General features: G+C 37.4%; 16 protein-coding genes. 14 read left to right on the top strand and 2 right to left on the bottom strand.

The genetic code is table 11. The features are described 5' to 3' along the window. Positions 1-335: 335 nt before the first annotated feature. The gene (locus ACIQXI_RS16105; protein WP_402926878.1) at positions 336-2,525 is read right to left on the bottom strand and encodes a DNA topoisomerase III; all 2,190 of its coding nucleotides are present in this window, start codon (positions 2,523-2,525) and stop codon (positions 336-338) included. 336 nt (positions 2,526-2,861) lie between these two features. Then, positions 2,862-3,878, bottom strand: coding sequence for a LacI family DNA-binding transcriptional regulator (locus ACIQXI_RS16100; protein WP_402926876.1), 1,017 nt, complete (start codon positions 3,876-3,878; stop codon positions 2,862-2,864). A 590-nt stretch (positions 3,879-4,468) separates the two neighbouring features. On the opposite strand from ACIQXI_RS16100, the gene ACIQXI_RS16095 reads away from it, so the two are divergent. The 14 genes from ACIQXI_RS16095 (at position 4,469) to ACIQXI_RS16030 (ending at position 18,434) form a co-directional block, all read left to right on the top strand. Further along, positions 4,469-5,299 carry an amidohydrolase family protein gene (locus ACIQXI_RS16095; protein WP_402926873.1) on the top strand — a complete coding sequence of 277 codons (831 nt, stop codon included), beginning with the start codon at positions 4,469-4,471 and terminating at the stop codon, positions 5,297-5,299. 16 nt (positions 5,300-5,315) lie between these two features. Continuing rightward, a complete protein-coding gene (locus ACIQXI_RS16090) occupies positions 5,316-5,636 on the top strand; it encodes a UxaA family hydrolase (RefSeq protein ID WP_402926871.1) in 321 nt (106 codons plus the stop codon). Positions 5,637-5,640: 4 nt separating this feature from the next. Further along, complete coding sequence (locus ACIQXI_RS16085; protein WP_402926869.1) at positions 5,641-6,801, top strand: UxaA family hydrolase; 1,161 nt, start codon at positions 5,641-5,643, stop codon at positions 6,799-6,801. 23 nt (positions 6,802-6,824) lie between these two features. Then, complete coding sequence (locus ACIQXI_RS16080) at positions 6,825-7,640, top strand: SDR family NAD(P)-dependent oxidoreductase (protein ID WP_402926866.1); 816 nt, start codon at positions 6,825-6,827, stop codon at positions 7,638-7,640. Then, entirely contained in the window at positions 7,637-8,410 is a 774-nt protein-coding gene (locus ACIQXI_RS16075) for an SDR family NAD(P)-dependent oxidoreductase (RefSeq protein ID WP_402926864.1), read from the top strand. Before ACIQXI_RS16080 ends, ACIQXI_RS16075 begins: the two co-directional genes overlap by 4 nt. 27 nt (positions 8,411-8,437) lie before the next feature. Further along, positions 8,438-9,331, top strand: a complete 894-nt coding sequence (locus ACIQXI_RS16070; RefSeq protein WP_402926861.1) for a fumarylacetoacetate hydrolase family protein — start codon at positions 8,438-8,440, stop codon at positions 9,329-9,331. 20 nt (positions 9,332-9,351) lie between these two features. After that, positions 9,352-9,780, top strand: a complete 429-nt coding sequence (gene fucU / locus ACIQXI_RS16065) for an L-fucose mutarotase (protein WP_402926859.1) — start codon at positions 9,352-9,354, stop codon at positions 9,778-9,780. 56 nt (positions 9,781-9,836) lie between these two features. Beyond that, entirely contained in the window at positions 9,837-10,850 is a 1,014-nt protein-coding gene (locus ACIQXI_RS16060; RefSeq protein WP_402926857.1) for an asparaginase, read from the top strand. Positions 10,851-10,880: 30 nt separating this feature from the next. Then, the gene (locus ACIQXI_RS16055; protein ID WP_402926855.1) at positions 10,881-12,191 is read left to right on the top strand and encodes an ABC transporter substrate-binding protein; all 1,311 of its coding nucleotides are present in this window, start codon (positions 10,881-10,883) and stop codon (positions 12,189-12,191) included. Positions 12,192-12,388: 197 nt separating this feature from the next. Next, positions 12,389-13,276 (top strand): carbohydrate ABC transporter permease, encoded by an 888-nt coding sequence (locus ACIQXI_RS16050; RefSeq protein WP_402926852.1) that lies wholly within the window; start codon positions 12,389-12,391, stop codon positions 13,274-13,276. Further along, on the top strand, positions 13,273-14,088 hold the full coding sequence (locus tag ACIQXI_RS16045) for a carbohydrate ABC transporter permease (RefSeq protein WP_402926849.1): 816 nt from the start codon (positions 13,273-13,275) through the stop codon (positions 14,086-14,088). Before ACIQXI_RS16050 ends, ACIQXI_RS16045 begins: the two co-directional genes overlap by 4 nt. A 42-nt stretch (positions 14,089-14,130) precedes the next feature. After that, a complete protein-coding gene (locus tag ACIQXI_RS16040) occupies positions 14,131-16,125 on the top strand; it encodes an alpha-amylase family protein (protein ID WP_402926846.1) in 1,995 nt (664 codons plus the stop codon). Between the two features lie 171 nt (positions 16,126-16,296). Further along, positions 16,297-17,742 (top strand): leucyl aminopeptidase family protein, encoded by a 1,446-nt coding sequence (locus tag ACIQXI_RS16035; protein WP_402926843.1) that lies wholly within the window; start codon positions 16,297-16,299, stop codon positions 17,740-17,742. Continuing rightward, entirely contained in the window at positions 17,742-18,434 is a 693-nt protein-coding gene (locus ACIQXI_RS16030; RefSeq protein ID WP_402927263.1) for a copper homeostasis protein CutC, read from the top strand. The genes ACIQXI_RS16035 and ACIQXI_RS16030 overlap by 1 nt, the downstream gene beginning before the upstream one ends. Positions 18,435-18,459: the final 25 nt, after the last annotated feature.

The following is an 18,459-nucleotide window of genomic DNA, read 5'->3' as shown; positions in this document are numbered from 1 at the left end:
CAATTCAATATATGTTAAAGGAATTAGAGTATGCAATTTTAAAAATATTTTTTTGTAAAGGTTTGAAAAAACATGAGGGATGGAAACGGTGAATTGTGTTGCAGTAGCTAAAACTGCTACTACTATATGTATATTTTACTAGATGAAAAAGAAAAAATTCAAGATTTAAGCGGGCAAAAAAATAGCGGGACAAAAGTGAAAAGTGTTAGATTGATGGCCATCAATCTAACACTTTTTTGCAATGCCGTTGTTGTCCACTACGGCGGAGCTTTCCGCGGGCACACCTTAAGCCGCAACCCTCGCTAACGCTTATGTCCTGGCTTCTTTTCTTTAAACTAATCGAGTTTTAATCCTTTTAATGCTTCAGCCAAGGCGTTATTTACGGGTTCCTCGTTATTTTGTTGCTTTAAATATTTTTGCACGGAGCGTTTATCGACTTTACCTCCACCTTCTTTTTTACGGCGGGCTTCAAATGCAGATAATTTTTCACGATGACCACATTTACATACAAAGATTTGGCCATCGCCTTCGCCTCGAAGCTCAAGTTTTTTCTTACATTGAGGGCAGCGGGCGTTTGTTACACGGGCTACGTTTTTGCGGTGACCACATTCACGGTCCTGACATACGAGCATTTTGCCTTTTTTGCCGTTCACTTCAAGCATCGGTTTTCCACAGTCAGGGCAAGATTTAGTAGAAATATTGTCATGTTTATATTTTTTATTGCTTGCTTTAATTTCTGAAACGATTTCTTTTGTGTAATTTTTCATTTCACTAATAAAGACATCTTTTTTCAGCTTACCGTTTGCAATGGCTTCGAGCTTTTGCTCCCACTCAGCAGTAAGGGTAGGGGATTTTAACTCTTCCGGCACTAAATCAAGCAATTGTCGACCTTTTGATGTGATGTAAATATCTTTCGCACCACGTTTTTCAATTAAAAATGAGTTAAAGAGTTTGTCAATAATATCAGCGCGCGTGGCAACTGTACCTAAACCGCCTGTCGATTTTAACGTATCGGCTAATTTTTTATCGTTTGTCGCCATATATTTCGTTGGATTTTCCATAGCTGATAATAAGGTAGCCTCATTAAAGCGAGCTGGTGGCTTCGTTTGACCAGAAGTTTGCGCAATTAGTTTAATGTGAAGTGTATCACCTTTTTCGATGCGTGGAAGGATTTGTTCTTGCAAATCATCTGCTGTATCCTCATCGTCAAAGCGATTTTCATAGACTTCCTTCCAGCCAGCTGATAGGATTGTTTTTCCGCGTGCGACAAAACTTTCATTCATAATTTTTGCACGTAATGTCAGTTGTTCATATTCAAAAGCAGGGAAAAGAACTGCTAAAAATCTTTTCACAACAAGGTCGTAAATTTTCCGTTCTTTATCAGAGAAAGCAGAGAAATTAACATAGCCTTCCGTTGGGATAATGGCATGGTGATCAGAAACTTTACTATCATCGACAAATGCCTTCGACGTTTTAATCGGTTTATTTAAAAGTTTATTGGCAAGTGGTCGATATTCGCCAATACCACAAGCTTTTAAACGTTCCGGTATCGTTGCAACAATGTCCTGTGAAATATAGCGTGAGTCTGTACGTGGATACGTTAATACTTTGTGCTGTTCATAGAGTTTTTGCATAATATTTAGCGTTTCTTTTGCAGAATAACCGAAAATTTTATTGGCATCCCGTTGTAACTCTGTTAAATCATATAAGCCAGGAGCGAAAGTTTTCTTCGGTTTCTTTTCAATATCAGTGACAGTTGCGTTGTTTCTGCCTAGCTTTTTAACGATAGCATCTATTTTATCTTTATCAAAACTACGGCTATTGCCTTTTACATCCTGCCATGTCAGTTTTAAATGATCGGTCGTTTGTGCTTCGATACCGTAATAGGTTTGTGCTTTAAAATGTTTAATTTCATCTTCGCGTGCTGCAATAATTGCTACAGTCGGTGTTTGCACACGACCGCAGTTGAGCTGTGCATTAAAGCGTGTTGTTAAAGCACGCGTAGCATTTAGTCCGATATACCAGTCCGCCTCAGAACGAGCAACAGCAGAAGCATATAAATTATCATAAGCTTTACCTGGTTTTAAGTTGGCAAAGCCATCTTTTATCGCTTTATCAGTTACAGAAGAAATCCATAATCGTTTAATCGGCTTATTAATTTTCACTTTATCAATTATCCAGCGTGCTACAAGTTCACCTTCACGGCCAGCATCAGTGGCCACAATGATTTCTCCTACATCTCCACGCGTTAGCTGGCTTTTTACCGCATTAAATTGTTTACCTGTTTGTTTAATCACTGTTAGCTTTAAACGTTCAGGTAACATTGGTAAATCTTCTAAATTCCACGTTTTGTATTTGACGTCATAACTTTCTGGGTCTGCTAACGTTACAAGATGACCTAATGCCCATGTAACGATGTATTTATCTCCTTCAAGATAACCGTTTCCTTTTTTATTACAATTCAATACACGCGCAATATCGCGAGCTACTGATGGTTTTTCAGCGATTACTACACTTTTAGCCATTCATAACATCCTTTCGTAAATCCTTGTGTTTACTATATCATAGAGCTTTATTGTTATGGTAAAGAAGAAGTTTAGAGATAGTAAGCTATTGTTCAACTAGCAGCTAATCATCTTCGCTTGTAGTTTATGACGCGACGTAATAGTTAAAAGTGACAAAAGTATTAGTGAAATACAGGGGCAACTAGTTGATGATAGCGAGGGTATGACATCTGAGTTAATAAGAGGGGGAGTTGACTATGCTGAGCGGGACGACCGCTGTAGTGACCAACAACGACAAAGCAAAAAATGCTAGAATGACGATGGTCAATCTAACACTTTTTCTTTATTAGCTGTTACTTATTCAATAAATGCATTCGAAGATTTTCTAACGATTAGCGTTGGTTGAAGATGTATTTTTCGATATTCACTAGGACCGTTTTCTTCCACTCTTTCGATGACTAATTGCGTTCCCATATAGCCAAAGTCATAGGCAGGCTGTGAAGCTACAGTGAAGAAAGGATCGAAATTTGAATAGGGCTCTAAGTCGTCGAAGCACACAACGGCAATATCTTCTGGCACTCGGATATTTTTGTTACGCAGTGTTGTAATAGCATTAATCGCGATAAAGTTATTAGCGGCGAAAATAGCAGTAGGTCGTTCTTCTTCCGGTAATAACAGTAAACCATTAATCGTATCCCATTCTTCTTCTTGCTTATAATGTGCTTGGATAACTAAGTTCTCATTAAACGATAAATCATTAACTTTCAACGTTTCTACATATGTTTGATATCTTTCTTTCGATGTAGAAATGTCTAAAGGAGCATGGATAATGGCAATCTTTTTATGCCCACGATCAATTAAGTGTTGTACTAACTCTCTCGTTCCCTCATGATTATTCCCTAATACCATATCGCAAGGTAAATCATCTATCATCCTGTCAATTAATGTGAATGGGATTTTGTTTTTTACTAACTTTTTTAAGTTTTTTTTAGATTGATTACCAGTAGGCGCAATTATAACACCGTCTACCATTTTTGAAATAAGAGCCTCTATGTAGCCACTTTCTTTTTCTGGATCTTCATCCGTATTGCACAACATCAGCTGATAGCCTAGTTGATTGGCTTTATCTGCTGCTCCTCTGGCAACCTTTGTGAAGAAGGGGTTTGTAATATCAGGAATCACCAAAGACAGGATTTTAGTTTTTTTAATATTTAAACTTCTAGCGGCGTAGTTAGGGATATAGTTTAATTCTTGAATGACAGCTTCTACTTTCTTTCTTGTTTTCTCGCTTATATTCCCTTTATTGTTAATGACTCTTGAAACAGTCATAGGAGAAACATTCGCTTTTTTGGCAATATCATAAATTGTTGTCACCTATCGTACCTACCTTACATTGTAAATTTTTTTGTATTTTACCTACTGCTGGCACAACGTTTCTGCACAAAACATCTGTTGGACGGAGATACATTTTATTTTCAAAATAAAGTCATCGTGATTAGTCTTGTTGTTGGAATATTTTTATAAAATTAGTTCTAATATAATTGTACTTCTTATAACATTACACTTTCCAATATTTAGTTCCGAGAGGGAAAGCGCTTTAAATGAGCCAAAAATAAAATAATTAAGACATTCCCCGTTATTGCTCCCCGATTTGAATTGAACATTTTTCACAAGTCATTATAGCATGAGTGTCCAAAAATCGACATTACCACTAACTTTACTGAATAATCAAATTTGTCAAATGTGCATTTAATGGCAAAGGCATGGGCGTTACTAAAAGCTGTTATTTCTCTAGAGTTTTTCACTATTCTACTCTACTAAGCATGAAAAATCCTTCTCAATACCACCTATTTAACTAGGTTTTGAATTTTGATTATTTTCAGAAATTAGTATTGACATGTATTTTTATGTTTGTTATTTTTACGTTACCGGTAACATAAAAGTTAACAAAGGTGGTGTTGAATATGATTATTGATTCACATCAACATTTTTGGAAGTTATCAAGAAATGATTATAAATGGTTAACAGAAGATTTACTAGAACTTTATCGTGATTTTATGCCAAATGATCTTTATCCCATTTTAAACGAACATCAAATTGATAAAACAATTGTCGTTCAAGCGGCACCAACGATAGAGGAAACGTTATTTTTATTAACTTTATTTGAAAAGTATGACTGGATTGCGGGCGTAGTTGGCTGGTTAGATTTTAGCTCAGTGAACTTCCAGCAAAATTTTGAAGTGTTACTGAGACACCCAGGTTTTGTCGGTGTGCGACCAATGTTACAAGATTTACATGAAGATGATTGGATTTTACGACCAGAAGTTTTAAAGAACGTGGAATTACTTGTCCAACATGATGTTCCACTCGATCTGTTAATAAAGCCAAGACATATTCCTTACATACTAGAATTACTAAAATTGTTTCCAAAGCTAAGAGTCGTAGTGAACCACATTGCTAAACCAAATATTGCAGAGCAACAGTTAGATGGCTGGAAAGAAGCAATAGAAAAAATAGCGATGTATCCAAATGCGATGTGCAAGCTTTCAGGATTAGTAACAGAAGCCACACATCAAAATTGGACATTAGAGGAGTTCCAACCGTTTATTACCCATGTGGTCAATGTTTTTGGGACGGAACGGGTGATGTTTGGAAGTGATTGGCCAGTTTGTAATTTATCGGGTACATACAATGACGTACTGATGATACTGATGGAAAACTTACCAGCAAAATTACTTGGCAAAGATTTAGAAATGATATTTGGAGAAAATGCAAAGCGTTTTTACAAATTGTAAGAAGGAGGGCAAAGGCATGGCAGAAATGGCATTTCAACAAGGGGTAACTTGCATCGTAATGGATGAAAAAGATAATGTTACAACGTTATTAGCTGATATGAAAAAAGGCGAAAGTATCGTTTATACAAAGGGCAATCAAACGTGTGAATTAACTTTACTACAAGATGTTCAATTTGGACATAAAGTAGCAATTACGCTTATTAATCAAGGTGAGGAAGTTAAGAAATACGGAGAAGTTATTGGTGCAGCAACAACGACCATTCATCCAGGTGAACATGTACATGTTCACAATATCGAAGGAATACGTGGGCGTGGAGATAAAAGGTCGGGGGTGTAAATAGATGACATATATTAAAGGCTATCGAAGAGATAACGGAAAAATGGGCATTCGCAATCATCTCTTAATTTTACCAACAGTAGTGTGTGCAAATCAGGTGACGTCAAGAATTCAGCAACAAGTGCCAGGATCAGTAGCAATCCCTCACCAACATGGATGTAGTCAAGTAGGTGCTGATAAAGAAAGAACACATCAAGTATTAGTCGGTATGGGGAAAAATCCAAATGTAGGGGCTGTGTTAATTGTCAGTCTTGGTTGTGAAGTCATCAATGCGCAAGACATTAAGCAAGAAATTGAAGAGACAGGTAAGCCCGTTGTGTGGATTGATATTCAAAATGAGGGTGGCTCTGTTAAAACGATAGAAAAAGGCGTGGAACTGGCAAAGGAACTTCTAAAAAAAATAGAAGATACGCCGTTAATTGATATTCCACTTTCCGAACTTATTGTAGGTGTCAAATGTGGCGGTTCAGATGCTACATCAGGATTATGTAGTAACCCCGCTCTTGGTAGAGCTGCAGATGCCATTTTAAACGCAGGTGGCACGATTGTGATGGGAGAAACAACTGAAATTATTGGTGCGGAGCATCTCGTTGCGGCAAAGGCCATTAATGAAGATGTCCAACAAAAATTATATAAATGTGTTGAACAATTTGAACTTGAAGTAGAACGCATGGGTGTCGATATGCGCGGAGGAAACCCAAGCCCAGGCAATATTGCAGGCGGCTTATCGACGATTGAGGAAAAGTCTTTAGGTTGTATCAGTAAAGCTGGAACGGCCATGCTGCAAGGCGTTGTAGACTTCGCCGAAGAAATTCCTGGCACTGGCTACTACTTCATGGATTCACCAGGTAATGATATTGAATGTGTTACAGGTATGGCAGCAGCGGGTGTACATGTTGTTTGCTTTACAACAGGTAGAGGAACACCAACGGGCAATCCGATTATACCGGTTATTAAAATAACAGGGAACGAGATGACTGGTACAAGAATGGCAGACAATATCGATGTAGATGTTAGCCCTGTATTACAAGGCAAGGAGTCGCTAGATGAATCTGGTGAACGCATTTTACAGTCGATTGTTAATGTCGCACAAGGTCAGCAAACGAAAGCGGAGATTTTAGGGCATCAAGAATTCAGTATTAGTCGCATCGGCATTAGTTTATAAAAAGCAAAGTAGGGAGAATCCATATGAAAAAACTTGAAAACCGCGTTGCTCTAGTAACAGGAGCAAGCAGGGGGATAGGGGCTGCTATCGTCGAAAGATTAGCAGAAGAAGGAGCCCATGTTGCCATTAACTATACATCAGAAAGCTCACTCGTAAAGGCACAAGCATTAAAGCAACAAATCGAGGAACGTTTTAATGTTCGAGCAATGGTTGTCAAAGCGAATGTTGGTATTAAACAAGAAGTCGATCAAATGATTGAAGAAGTTGAAAAAACACTAGGCGATGTAGAAATCCTAGTGAACAACGCTGGCATAGCGCCATTTGAATCATTTATGAAATTAACAGAAGAGACATGGGATACAACGTATCAAACGAATGTTAAATCGATTTTCTTAACGACACAGCGAGTAGCGAAAAAAATGATTGCTAATCGTTACGGGAAAATTATTAACATTACATCTACGGCTAGCTTACTTGTGACAAGCCCGGTTATTCCACATTATATTTCATCAAAAGCAGCGGCTAGTCATTTGACTAAAGCGCTGGCGATTGAATTAGGCAAATACAATATTAACGTCAATGCTGTTGGACCAAGTACAGTGGCGACAGATATGTGCCAAGAATATCTTCAAGATCCAAGCATTTTAGAAAAAGAAATTCAAGCGAATCCAATGAAAAGATTGGGGACGGAAAAGCAAATTGGTGACGCAGTCGTATTTTTAGTTTCTGATGACGCAATGCAAATTAATGGCCATTTACTCATGGTAGATGGGGGACTTACTGTGAAAGCTGCACAACCCGAAGACCATTTAGAACAAGAAAGGGAAATGTTGCTATGAGATTACAAGGCAAGGTAGCGCTTATTACTGGTGGTGGTAGTGGTATTGGTCGCTCGACAGCTCTGCTCTTTGCAGCGGAAGGCGCCCACGTAATCATCAACGATGTGCACAAAGAAAACGGTGAAGGTACAGTAAAGGACATTCAACTTCATGGAGGGAACGCAACATTTTATCATGCAGATGTGACGATTCCTCAAGCAGTGAAAGACATGGTTGACCACATTACAAAGCAATTCGAAAAAATTGATATCCTTTTTAACAATGTGGGCATTAGTAATGTTGGACGAATAGATGAAGTAGAGCCTGACGTATGGGATAAAGTGATGAGTGTCAATGTGAAGGGCGTTTACTTACCTAGCAAATATATTGTCCCTTACATGATGGAACAGAAGAGCGGATGCATCATTAATATGTCGTCGTGTGCGGCAGAAATGGGCTTAAAGCAACGCGCATTATACTCGGCAACTAAAGGCGCTATTTTGTCTTTAACAAAGGCGATGCAAGTAGATTATGCACCGTACAATATTCGTGTCAATGCATTATTACCAGGCACTATTTTCACGCCATTTGTTGAAAATTATTTAGCGAATGCATACGACAATCCACAAGAGGCTATTGAAAGTATTAAAACAAGACAGCTTAGTGGCGAATTAGGAAAACCTGAGGATGTAGCAAAAGCGGCTTTATTTTTAGCATCTGATGATTCGAGTTTTATGATGGGATCGCCACTTTATATTGATGGTGGCGTGGTCTTTGGAAAAAATGCTTAATATGACGAAATGATATGAGGATTGACTATGAAACTATTAACATTTGAGAAACAAGGCGTCTACCAATTAGGCGTTCAAACGGAGCAAGGCATTATTGATATTGCGGCATCTATTGAAAAAAATGCTAATCTTAATAATTTACCAGATTACACATCTCTTATGACTTGCAATAAAGAACAAATAGTAAAGCTTCAGCAGTTTATTCAAGCTATGGACGCGCAACAAAGCGCTGTGTTTGTAGAGGACGAGCAAATCACATGGGGACCATGTGTGACAAAACCACATAAAATTATTTGTGTTGGTTTAAATTATCGCAAACATGCGGATGAAACGAATGCGCCGTATCCAGAAGTGCCTATTTTATTTAATAAATTTGATAATACGTTAACAGGGCATAATAGTGAGATTGCTATTCCAAATGTTACAAAGGAACTCGATTATGAAGTAGAACTAGGGATTGTTATCGGTGAAAAGACAAAAAATGTCACTGAACAAGATGCGTTAAACTATGTTTTTGGTTATTGCACTGTGAATGATTTGTCAGCCCGTGATTTACAAATGAGAACGCATCAATGGTTATTAGGAAAAACTTGCGATAAGTTCAGTCCGATTGGTCCGTACTTAGTGACGGCAGATGAGATTACGGAACCAAATAATTTAGCATTAAAAACATACGTCAATGGTGAGATAAGACAAAATTCAAATACGGCCGATATGATTTTCAATTGTGCTGAAATTATTAGTTATATTTCTCAACATATGACATTGGAGCCTGGCGATATTATTTTGACAGGTACACCTGAAGGCGTAGTATTCGGATACCCTCAAGAACAGCAAGTGTATATTCAACCAGGAGATGAAGTAACTGTAGAGATCGAGAAATTAGGTTCTCTGACAAACTACTTTGTAGCAGAAGATTAAAGAAATGAGTGTGAATAACGATGCTAAAAGGGATTCCTCCAATTATTTCACCGGATTTAATGAAGGTACTAATGGAGATGGGTCATGGAGATGAGATTGTGTTGGCAGACGGCAATTTTCCGGCTGCCAGCCATGCCCAACAGCTCATTCGTTGTGATGGACATACAATACCGGCATTACTGGAAGCAATATTAGCATTCTTCCCTATCGATACGTATGTCGAACATCCTATTCAATTAATGGCTGTTGTCCCAGGAGATCCAGTGGAACCAACGATTTGGAAAGACTACGAACAAATTGTTCAACGTCACACCGAATGTTCTGGCCCATTTGAATTGATAGAGCGTTTTGAGTTTTACGAACGTACAAAAAAAGCTTTTGCTGTAGTAGCAACAAGTGAAAAAGCGCAATACGCCAATATTATTTTAAAAAAAGGTGTTATTAAATAAACGGTATTTTCGCGTATCGGCAAATGGTCATTCTTAAAAATGGGGGAAAGCGAATTATGAATTCTAAAGTTTTAGTAGAAGAAACACGAGCGAACTTACTGGAAAATGTTCATTCTGGTGTTGTTTGTGGAGTGAATGACAGCAAAGAGGCTATCTATCAAGTTGGTAATATCCAACATAATACATATTACCGTTCTGCTGCCAAACCAATTCAAGCATTACCTGCTTTTTTATCTAAAATTGATTTAAAGTATGGCTTAACTGACAGAGAGGCAGCTTTATTTACTGCTTCACATCGTGGAGAAACGTATCATATTGAAGCGCTTGAAACAATGAAAGAGAAGTTTGCAATTGATGAAAATGCATTGTTTTGTCCGTATTCTTATCCTTTAAATGCTGAGCCGAAAGAGGCGATGTTAAGAAAAAATATGGAGAAAAGAAAGCTTTATCATAATTGCTCAGGTAAACATATGGGCTTTATTGCAACATGCCGTGAATTAGGTTTTCCAACAGAGGGCTATTGGAATGTGGATCATCCTCTACAACAGCTTATTTTGAAAACGCTATCTTATTTATCTGAAACACCGCTCTCTGACATTCATGTAGGAGTAGATGGCTGTGGTGTGCCAGTTTTCGCTATACCGTTGCATAATATGGCGATTACCAGTTTGAAATTAGCATGCCCAGACTTAATTGACGATGCGGAGCTTAGAGAAGCGGTAGAGCGCATGACAACGATTATGAACAATGAATTCAATATGGTAGCGTCTGAAAACTTTATTTGCTCTACATTATTGCAAGATCGAAATATTGTCGCTAAGGGCGGGGCAAAAGGTGTTTATTGCTTCGGCTTGAAAAAAGAACGTTTAGGCTTTGCTTTGAAAGTTTTAGATGGTTCTGAAGATGTTTGGCCAAATGTCATTGCGTCTATTTTAGAGCAAATAAATTATGAAAATAAAGAAACAATTGCTAACATCCGCTCCCTTCGACCAAGCATCATTAAAAGTGATGGCGGCCTTGAAGTAGGAGCAATCCGAGAGGTATTTGCATTAACACCAAATACAAAATAAAAATAACTTGTTACAAAGGGGATGAAATTTATGAAGAAAAAGATGCTCGTAGTTTTGATGGTTGTATTAGCTACTATTCTAACAGCTTGTGGTGGTTCGAATGATGCTAATGGTAATGAAGATGGCAAGGTAAAAATCAGAATGCTAACAAGAATGGCTGGGACAAGCACACAGGCGCAAATTTACAAAGATATTATTAAAGAATTTGAAGCGAAGCATTCGGACGTTGTCGTTGTGGATGAATCTCAAGGTGATGAATCAGCTTTTAACAATAAGCTGAAAACAGATCTTGCATCTGGTACTTTACCGAATATTTTTAGAGTTCAAGGTGTTGCAAATTTAAATGAGTATATTGAAAGTGGCTTGCTGATGGATATGGATCCAATTTTAAAAGAAGATCCTGAGTGGGGCGAGCATTTTACAGAAGGTGCATTAAAGTATTATCAAGTACCAGGTCATGAAGGGACTTATGGTATTCCGATGGAGTCTGGCTTAATTGGTGTTTACTATAATGAAGAATTACTTAAAAAAGCTGGTGTAAGTGAATTCCCAGAAACATGGAGTGATCTAACAGCTGCAATTAAAAAGTTAAAAGGTATCGATGTTACACCGATTGCACTTGGTGCAAAAGCAACGTATATGGCAGGACATTTACACAACCAAATTTTCTATAAATGGATGGGTACAGAAGCTGCTAAAAAATTAGGTACAAGAGAATTAAAATGGACAGATCCGGATGTTGTAAAAACACTTGAGTATGTTGATGAATTAAATAAATTAGATGCATTTGGTCAAAGTGCTGCTGGTATAAGCGATGAAATCGCTGTAGCAGATTTCCTTGAAGGTAAGGCAGCAATGATTATTACAGGTCCTTGGAACATTGGTAAATTTACAAATACAAGTGAGACAGAATACGCTGATTCTATTAAACTTGCTAAATTCCCATATTTTGAGGAAAAACCAGAATTTAAAGATGAAGATATGCAAATCATCAGTCCATATATGGTCAATGGCAAACTTGAAGGAAAAGAGAAAGAATATACAATTGAGCTTCTAAAAATGCTGACTTCAGCAGATGCAGCTAAACGTTTTGCAGAGGAAGCACAGTTTTTAATTCCACGATCTGATATCGATATTGATGAATCAAAAGTTTCTGATTTATTCTTACACAATATTGAATTAGGTTCTACATCAACTGGTATTGCAGTAGATGTGTTTGACTTTGATCCACTACCATCTATGCAAGATAGAACAAGAAACTCTATTGTGAGTATCTTAATTGGTGGTAAAGCTAAAGATGCAGCAAAAGAAATTCAAAGTGAAATTGATAAATCAAAATAAGTAAACAAATAGGTTGAGTAACAGGTGGCGGCTCCAGTAGGATAGCAAGTCCAGGCTATGGACTGAGCATGGCAAGGACGATGGTTTGATTCTTCCAGCGCAGTCGTTCGCCTGTAGCATAACCTGATTTGTTTAAATTTGAAATGTTCATATATGTTGGCCATATGGTAAAAAAATTAAGAAATGGAGGGGAATAGATGAATGTAAAAACTAATAAGGATAAGGCGAAAATTTTTCTATTTTCTGTACCGGCTTTAGTAATCTATATTCTATTCCTTATTGTACCTATGATAGGTGCCCTATACTTTTCCGTTGTCAACTGGAATGGCATTAAAGGGGCACCTTTACAATTTGTTGGTTTAGAAAACTATCTAAATGTATTTAAGGATAAAGACTTTCTTATTTCGTTAAAGAATATGTTTGGGATGGTATTTTTTAGTGTTTTATTCCATACACCAATCGCTTTATTATTAGCAGTTGCCATAAACACAAAATTTAGAGGACATCGTTTCTTTAAAGTAATTTATTTTGTACCAACTATTTTCCCTTTAACTGCAATCGGTTTACTTTGGTACTTTATCTTTATGCCGAATGGCTCCTTAAATAGCTTATTAGAATTTATTGGGCTAGCGGATTTAGCTAAAGGTTGGTTAATTGATTCATCTACTGCGATGGGTGCCATTATCTTTGTAAACATTTGGGCAGGCGTTGGATATTACATGGTCATCCTATTAGCGGGATTAACAACGATACCAGAAGAAGTATATGAAGCGGCAGAGATGGATGGAGCTTCAGCTGTACAGAAGTTCTTCCATATAACAGTACCTATGCTAAAGCCAATTATTACTTTATGTATTTTAATGGATATTATTGGAACGGTAAAAGTATTTGATTTAATTTTTGTTATGACGGAGGGCGGCCCGAATGGCTTAACCAATTTGCCGACGACGCTAATGTATTATGAAGCATTCCGATACAATAATTATGGCGTTGGTAGTGCGTTAGGGGTCATTATTTTTGTTATTGCGCTCGTACTAACTATCGGCAGTGAATCGATCATGAACAGGAAGGAGAAGAACCAATGAAAAAGAAAATAATATTATACGTTTTTGTCATAGCGATGGCTTTATTGTTTATTGAACCGATGTTATTTACATTAGTTTCTTCTCTTAAAGGAAATAAGGAAATTTTCAGTTCACCCTTTAGTTTGCCTGAGGTTTTTCGTTTTGAAAACTACGTAATTGCTTGGCGTGAAGCGAATATGAGTAGATATTTCTTAAATAGTGTACTTATTTCGATGGCAACCGTTATTATCCTAGCGATTGTCTCTTCAATGGCGTCCTTTACCTTATCAAGATTTAACTTTAAAGTAAATAAATTTTTAGCCTTGTTTTTCCTGCTAGGTATGATGATACCGATGCATACAGTGCTTGTCCCAGTTTCTTATATTATTGGTGCACTAGAATTGAAAAACAACCTTGTCGCATTAGTTTTACTGTATGTGGCGTTTTCTTTATCTTTTAGTATTTTAGTGTTAACACGCTTTATGAAAGGCATAAACGCCTCTTTGGAAGAAGCGGCATTAATGGATGGAGCAAGTTATTTCCAAATCTATTTTAGAGTCATCTTGCCGATGTCTGTGCCAGCCATATCAACTGTATCGATTTTTAATTTTTTAGGCGCATGGAATAACATTCTATTCCCACTATTATTTATTAATGATGATCGATTAAAACCAATCGCACTAGGTCTATTAAACTTTAGTGGTGAAAGAGGATCTGAATATGGGCCATTAATGGCAGCAATCGTCATTACGATATTAGTTCCTTTAGTTGTCTATCTTCTATTCCAAGAAAAAATTGAAAGTGGTTTAGCGGCAGGTTCGGTCAAAGAGTAGTGAAGAAAAGAGCTATAGTGAATATAAATGGGGGTTATGAATTTGAGCGAATTGCGTTATAGACAGGTACATTTGGATTTTCATACGAGTGAAGACATCCCTAACGTCGGAAAGGATTTTGTAGCGGAGGAGTTTGTTGCAACATTAAAAGAAGCAAATGTAAACTCAATTACGTGCTTTGCTAGATGCCATCATGGCTGGTTATATTATCCTTCGCAAAATCGTCCGGACTTGATTCATCCACATCTTGAAAATAAAAATTTGTTATTAGAGCAAATTGAAGTGTGCCACAAAAATGATATTAAAGTGCCGATTTATACAACTGTTCAATGGGATGGTTATATTAGTAAACATCACCCAGAGTGGTTATCAATCGATGAAAATGGCGATTTTATTAATAGTCAAGGTGTTCCAGAGCCACATTTCTACTATACGATTTGTTTAAATAGTGGCTATAGACAATATTTTAAAGACCATTTACAAGATATCATCGATACAGTGAAAGTTGAAAATATTGACGGCTTCTTTTTAGATATTTTATTTAAAGTAGATTGTAATTGTAAAAATTGTTATGAACAAATGGAACGTAAAGGGTTAAACACAAAAAATAGAGTCGATCGAATCTATTATTCTACGCTGATGCTGGAAGAATTCAAAGAAGAGATTACTGAATTTCTTAGCACGAGAGTGCCACATGCAGGTATATTTTATAATAGCTCTCACATTGGCCCAGGGAATAAAAGCAGCTTAAATAATTATACACATTTAGAGCTAGAGTCTTTACCAAGTGGTGGTTGGGGGTATGATCATTTCCCTGCAACAATGCGATATTCACGCACTTTAGGTAAGGATATCATTGGTATGACAGGTAAGTTCCATACTTATTGGGGTGATTTCCACTCTTTAAAAAATAAAGCGGCATTAGAGTTTGAGTGCTTCAATATGCTTGCTTTAGGTGCAGGTTGTTCAATTGGAGACCAACTGCATCCAAATGGCAAATTATCGAAGGCTGCTTATGAATTAATCGGTGGCGTTTATGGCAGAGTGAAGGAAGTAGAGAAGTACTGTATCAATACTAAACCAGTTGCAGAAATTGGGGTATTAACGCCGGAAGAGTTTTATACACCAGGGGATCATAATTTAGGGATTCATCCTGCATTAATTGGTGCTGTTAGAATGCTACAAGAGTTGTCATATCAATTTAATATTATCGACAGTCAAGTTGATTTTAATGAATATAAATGCATTATTTTGCCGGATGTTATTAACTACGCTCCTGCATTACAGCAAAAGCTTCAAACGTATGCTAACAATGGCGGAAAAGTTATCGGTACATATGAATCCCTCGTTAATAAAGATAGTAATGAAGTAGATTTATACGGAAATGTCTACGTTGGCGAATCAAAATATGACCGAGATTTCGTCTTACCGAATGATGTAATTGGCAAAAAGTTGCATAAAGAAGAGTATGTGATGTATTTAAAAGGACTGGAAATAAAACCAGTACAGTCAGAGGTACTGATGCAGACAGTACAACCGTATTTCAATAGAGAAGGTACGACATTTTGCTCGCATCAACATGCCCCATCATCTCAGGTCTATGGGCAAGCTGCAGTGACGAAAAACCACAATATTATTTATTTCTCACATCCTATTTTTAAACTATATCGAAAAAATGCTCCAGCTTGGTGTAAATGGATGATGAAAGATGCGATTGATAATTTATTAGATAATAAGCTGGTTGCGCATAATGGTCCGTCGACATTACTCACAGCATTAAATGAAGATAAAGCAACAGGGGCACAGATTTTACATGCACTCCATTATATTACGGAGAAGCGTTCAGAAGATATCTATACAATCGAAGACATTATTCCACTCTATCATACGGAGTTTAAAATGTTTGTCGGTGATACTAAGGTGAAATCTGTAAAAATACTTCCACAGTTAACAGAGGTACACTTCAATACCGATGGGCAATATATTAACTTTACTGTCGATAAAATGGAAGGACATGTAATGTTACAAATCGATTAACTTTATGAAAACATGCGTAAGAGGGAAATATTCTAAGACATTCAACTTAGATATTTCCCCTTTCACTATTGTGTGAATGTTCAAACTTTGGTTGAATTAAAATAATGACCTAGGGGATGCAATTTTTAAAAACGCCCTGGGTAATAGAAAAAATGAAAGATGTGATGACAGATGGAATTTCATTTTGGACAACAAAATAATGAGCTCGTTTTAGTAAATCCTGTATTGCAATCTTGTGCTCAGCAATCCCTCCAAATCCCAAAATGGATGAATGACAAACATAAATGTCATTGGTTCAGACAGGAAACAGCACAAGGCGCACAGGATTATTTAATTGTTGGCTTGGGAGACAGTGCAACGGTGACATATGAAAGTTTAAGAGAAGCTGCAGGGGAAGTAGCGAGAGTTGCTAGAGGCTGTGAACAAACGGACATCCAAGTAACATTTGATTTTTTAGAAGCGGTTAATCTTAAGCAAGAAGAAGCTGTGTCTGCCTTTGTCGAGGGCTGGGTACTAGGTGCTTACCAGTTCCAAAAATATCGCAAAGATAAAGTAGAAGTACAACCTCATCATATCTATTTCTTATTAGAAGAAACAGATGCTTTAAAGGAAGCGGTCAATCTTGGCCTGATACGTGCAACAAGTACGAATCTAACGAGAGATTTATGTAATACAGACCCGATTGATCTTAATCCAAATTCCTTTACTGAAAAGATTCGTCAACACTTCGGTGAAAAAGAGCTAACAGTCAACATCTATAATACAGATGAGTTGCGCAAGCTTGAATTAAATGGACTTCTTGCTGTAGGGCGTGGAAGCCAATATTCATCCTATTTAGCTGAGATTACATACTGTACGGACGCTAGTAAGCCACATATTGTGCTGATAGGCAAAGGCATGACGTATGATTGCGGCGGCGTTAGCATTAAAACAGGACGCAATATTAGCGATATGCGCATGGATATGGGAGGCGCAGGTGCGGTATTTGGTGCTATGGATTTAATCGCATCAAAGAAGTTAGATGTCAATGTAACGGCACTGTTGCCGATTTCTGAGAACTTAGTAAATGACAAAGCATTTTTACCAGGTGAAGTGATTTGTTTTGGTAATGGTCTGCATGTCCAAGTTGGCAATACCGATGCTGAAGGAAGGCTTATTTTAGCGGATGCGCTGTATTATTCTGAGCGTCTAAAGCCGGATGTTATTGTGGATATTGCCACATTAACAGGTTCAATAGGTGCCGCATTAGGCTTGAAATATGCTGGAGTATTCGGTGATGACGCTATCACTACGTTAATGAAGGAACTTGGCAGTCAGAACGGTGATTTTATTTGGCCGATGCCATTAATTGATCAATATGAAGAGTCTTTAGCGAGTGACTATGCGGATATTTGCAATATTGGTTCGGACGATTTAGCGGGCTCTATTACGGCTGCACTATTTTTAAGAAAATTTGTTCCTAAAGGCATTAAATGGGGACATATTGATATGGCTGCACCTGTGCAATCCCCTAAAACTACAGGCTACCACGTGCGCGGTGCATCGGGGTATGGCGTTCGTTTATTAGCAGACTTTATTGAAAGCTATAGTAAATTTGAAAAAGGGAATGAAGAGTGATGGTTATTGAAGTGATTGCAATTTCTTTAACAGATGCCAAAGCGGCACAAAAAGCTGGAGCAGACAGAATTGAATTGGTCGCAGGAATTGTTGAGGGCGGATTAACACCAAGCTATGCGATGATAGAAAGTGTTTGTGGTGAGCTAACAATCCCTGTAAATGTCATGATTCGCCCTCATAGCCGTTCATTCTTTTATGATGAAAATGATATTCAAATCATGTTAAAAGATATACAAATTTGCAAACAGTTAGGTGCTAGTGGCATCGTGATTGGTACGCTTACTGAAGAACACGATATAGATGAACCTACTTTAAAACGATTAATAGCAGCGGCTGATGGGTTGGACATTACATTTCATCGAGCATTTGATGATGTAAAGGACCAATCAAAGGCGCTAGAAACGTTGATGTCTTATAAAGAAATATCTCGCGTTTTAACATCAGGTGGAAAAAATAAAGTAATTGATGCAGTAAGTGAAATTCAAGCACTAGTGCAACAAGCTAGCCATTCCCATATACAAATAATGCCGGGCTCTGGTTTGACACCTACTACGCTTCCATCCTTTATCACTCAGATTAATGTGTCTGAATGCCATTTTGGTTCTGGTGTTCGTCATCAGGCAAGCTTTGACCATTTCATAGATGAAAATAAAATTAGAGATATTAGAGACATTATGTTATTCCGTGCATAGACATAGTCATTACTGGAGGGAATAA

Source organism: Lysinibacillus sp. NPDC097195 (assembly GCF_044762075.1).
Lineage (GTDB): Bacteria > Bacillota > Bacilli > Bacillales_A > Planococcaceae > Lysinibacillus.
Note: the sequence above shows the minus strand (reverse complement) of the source record. Positions and strands in the feature narration are given on the sequence as shown.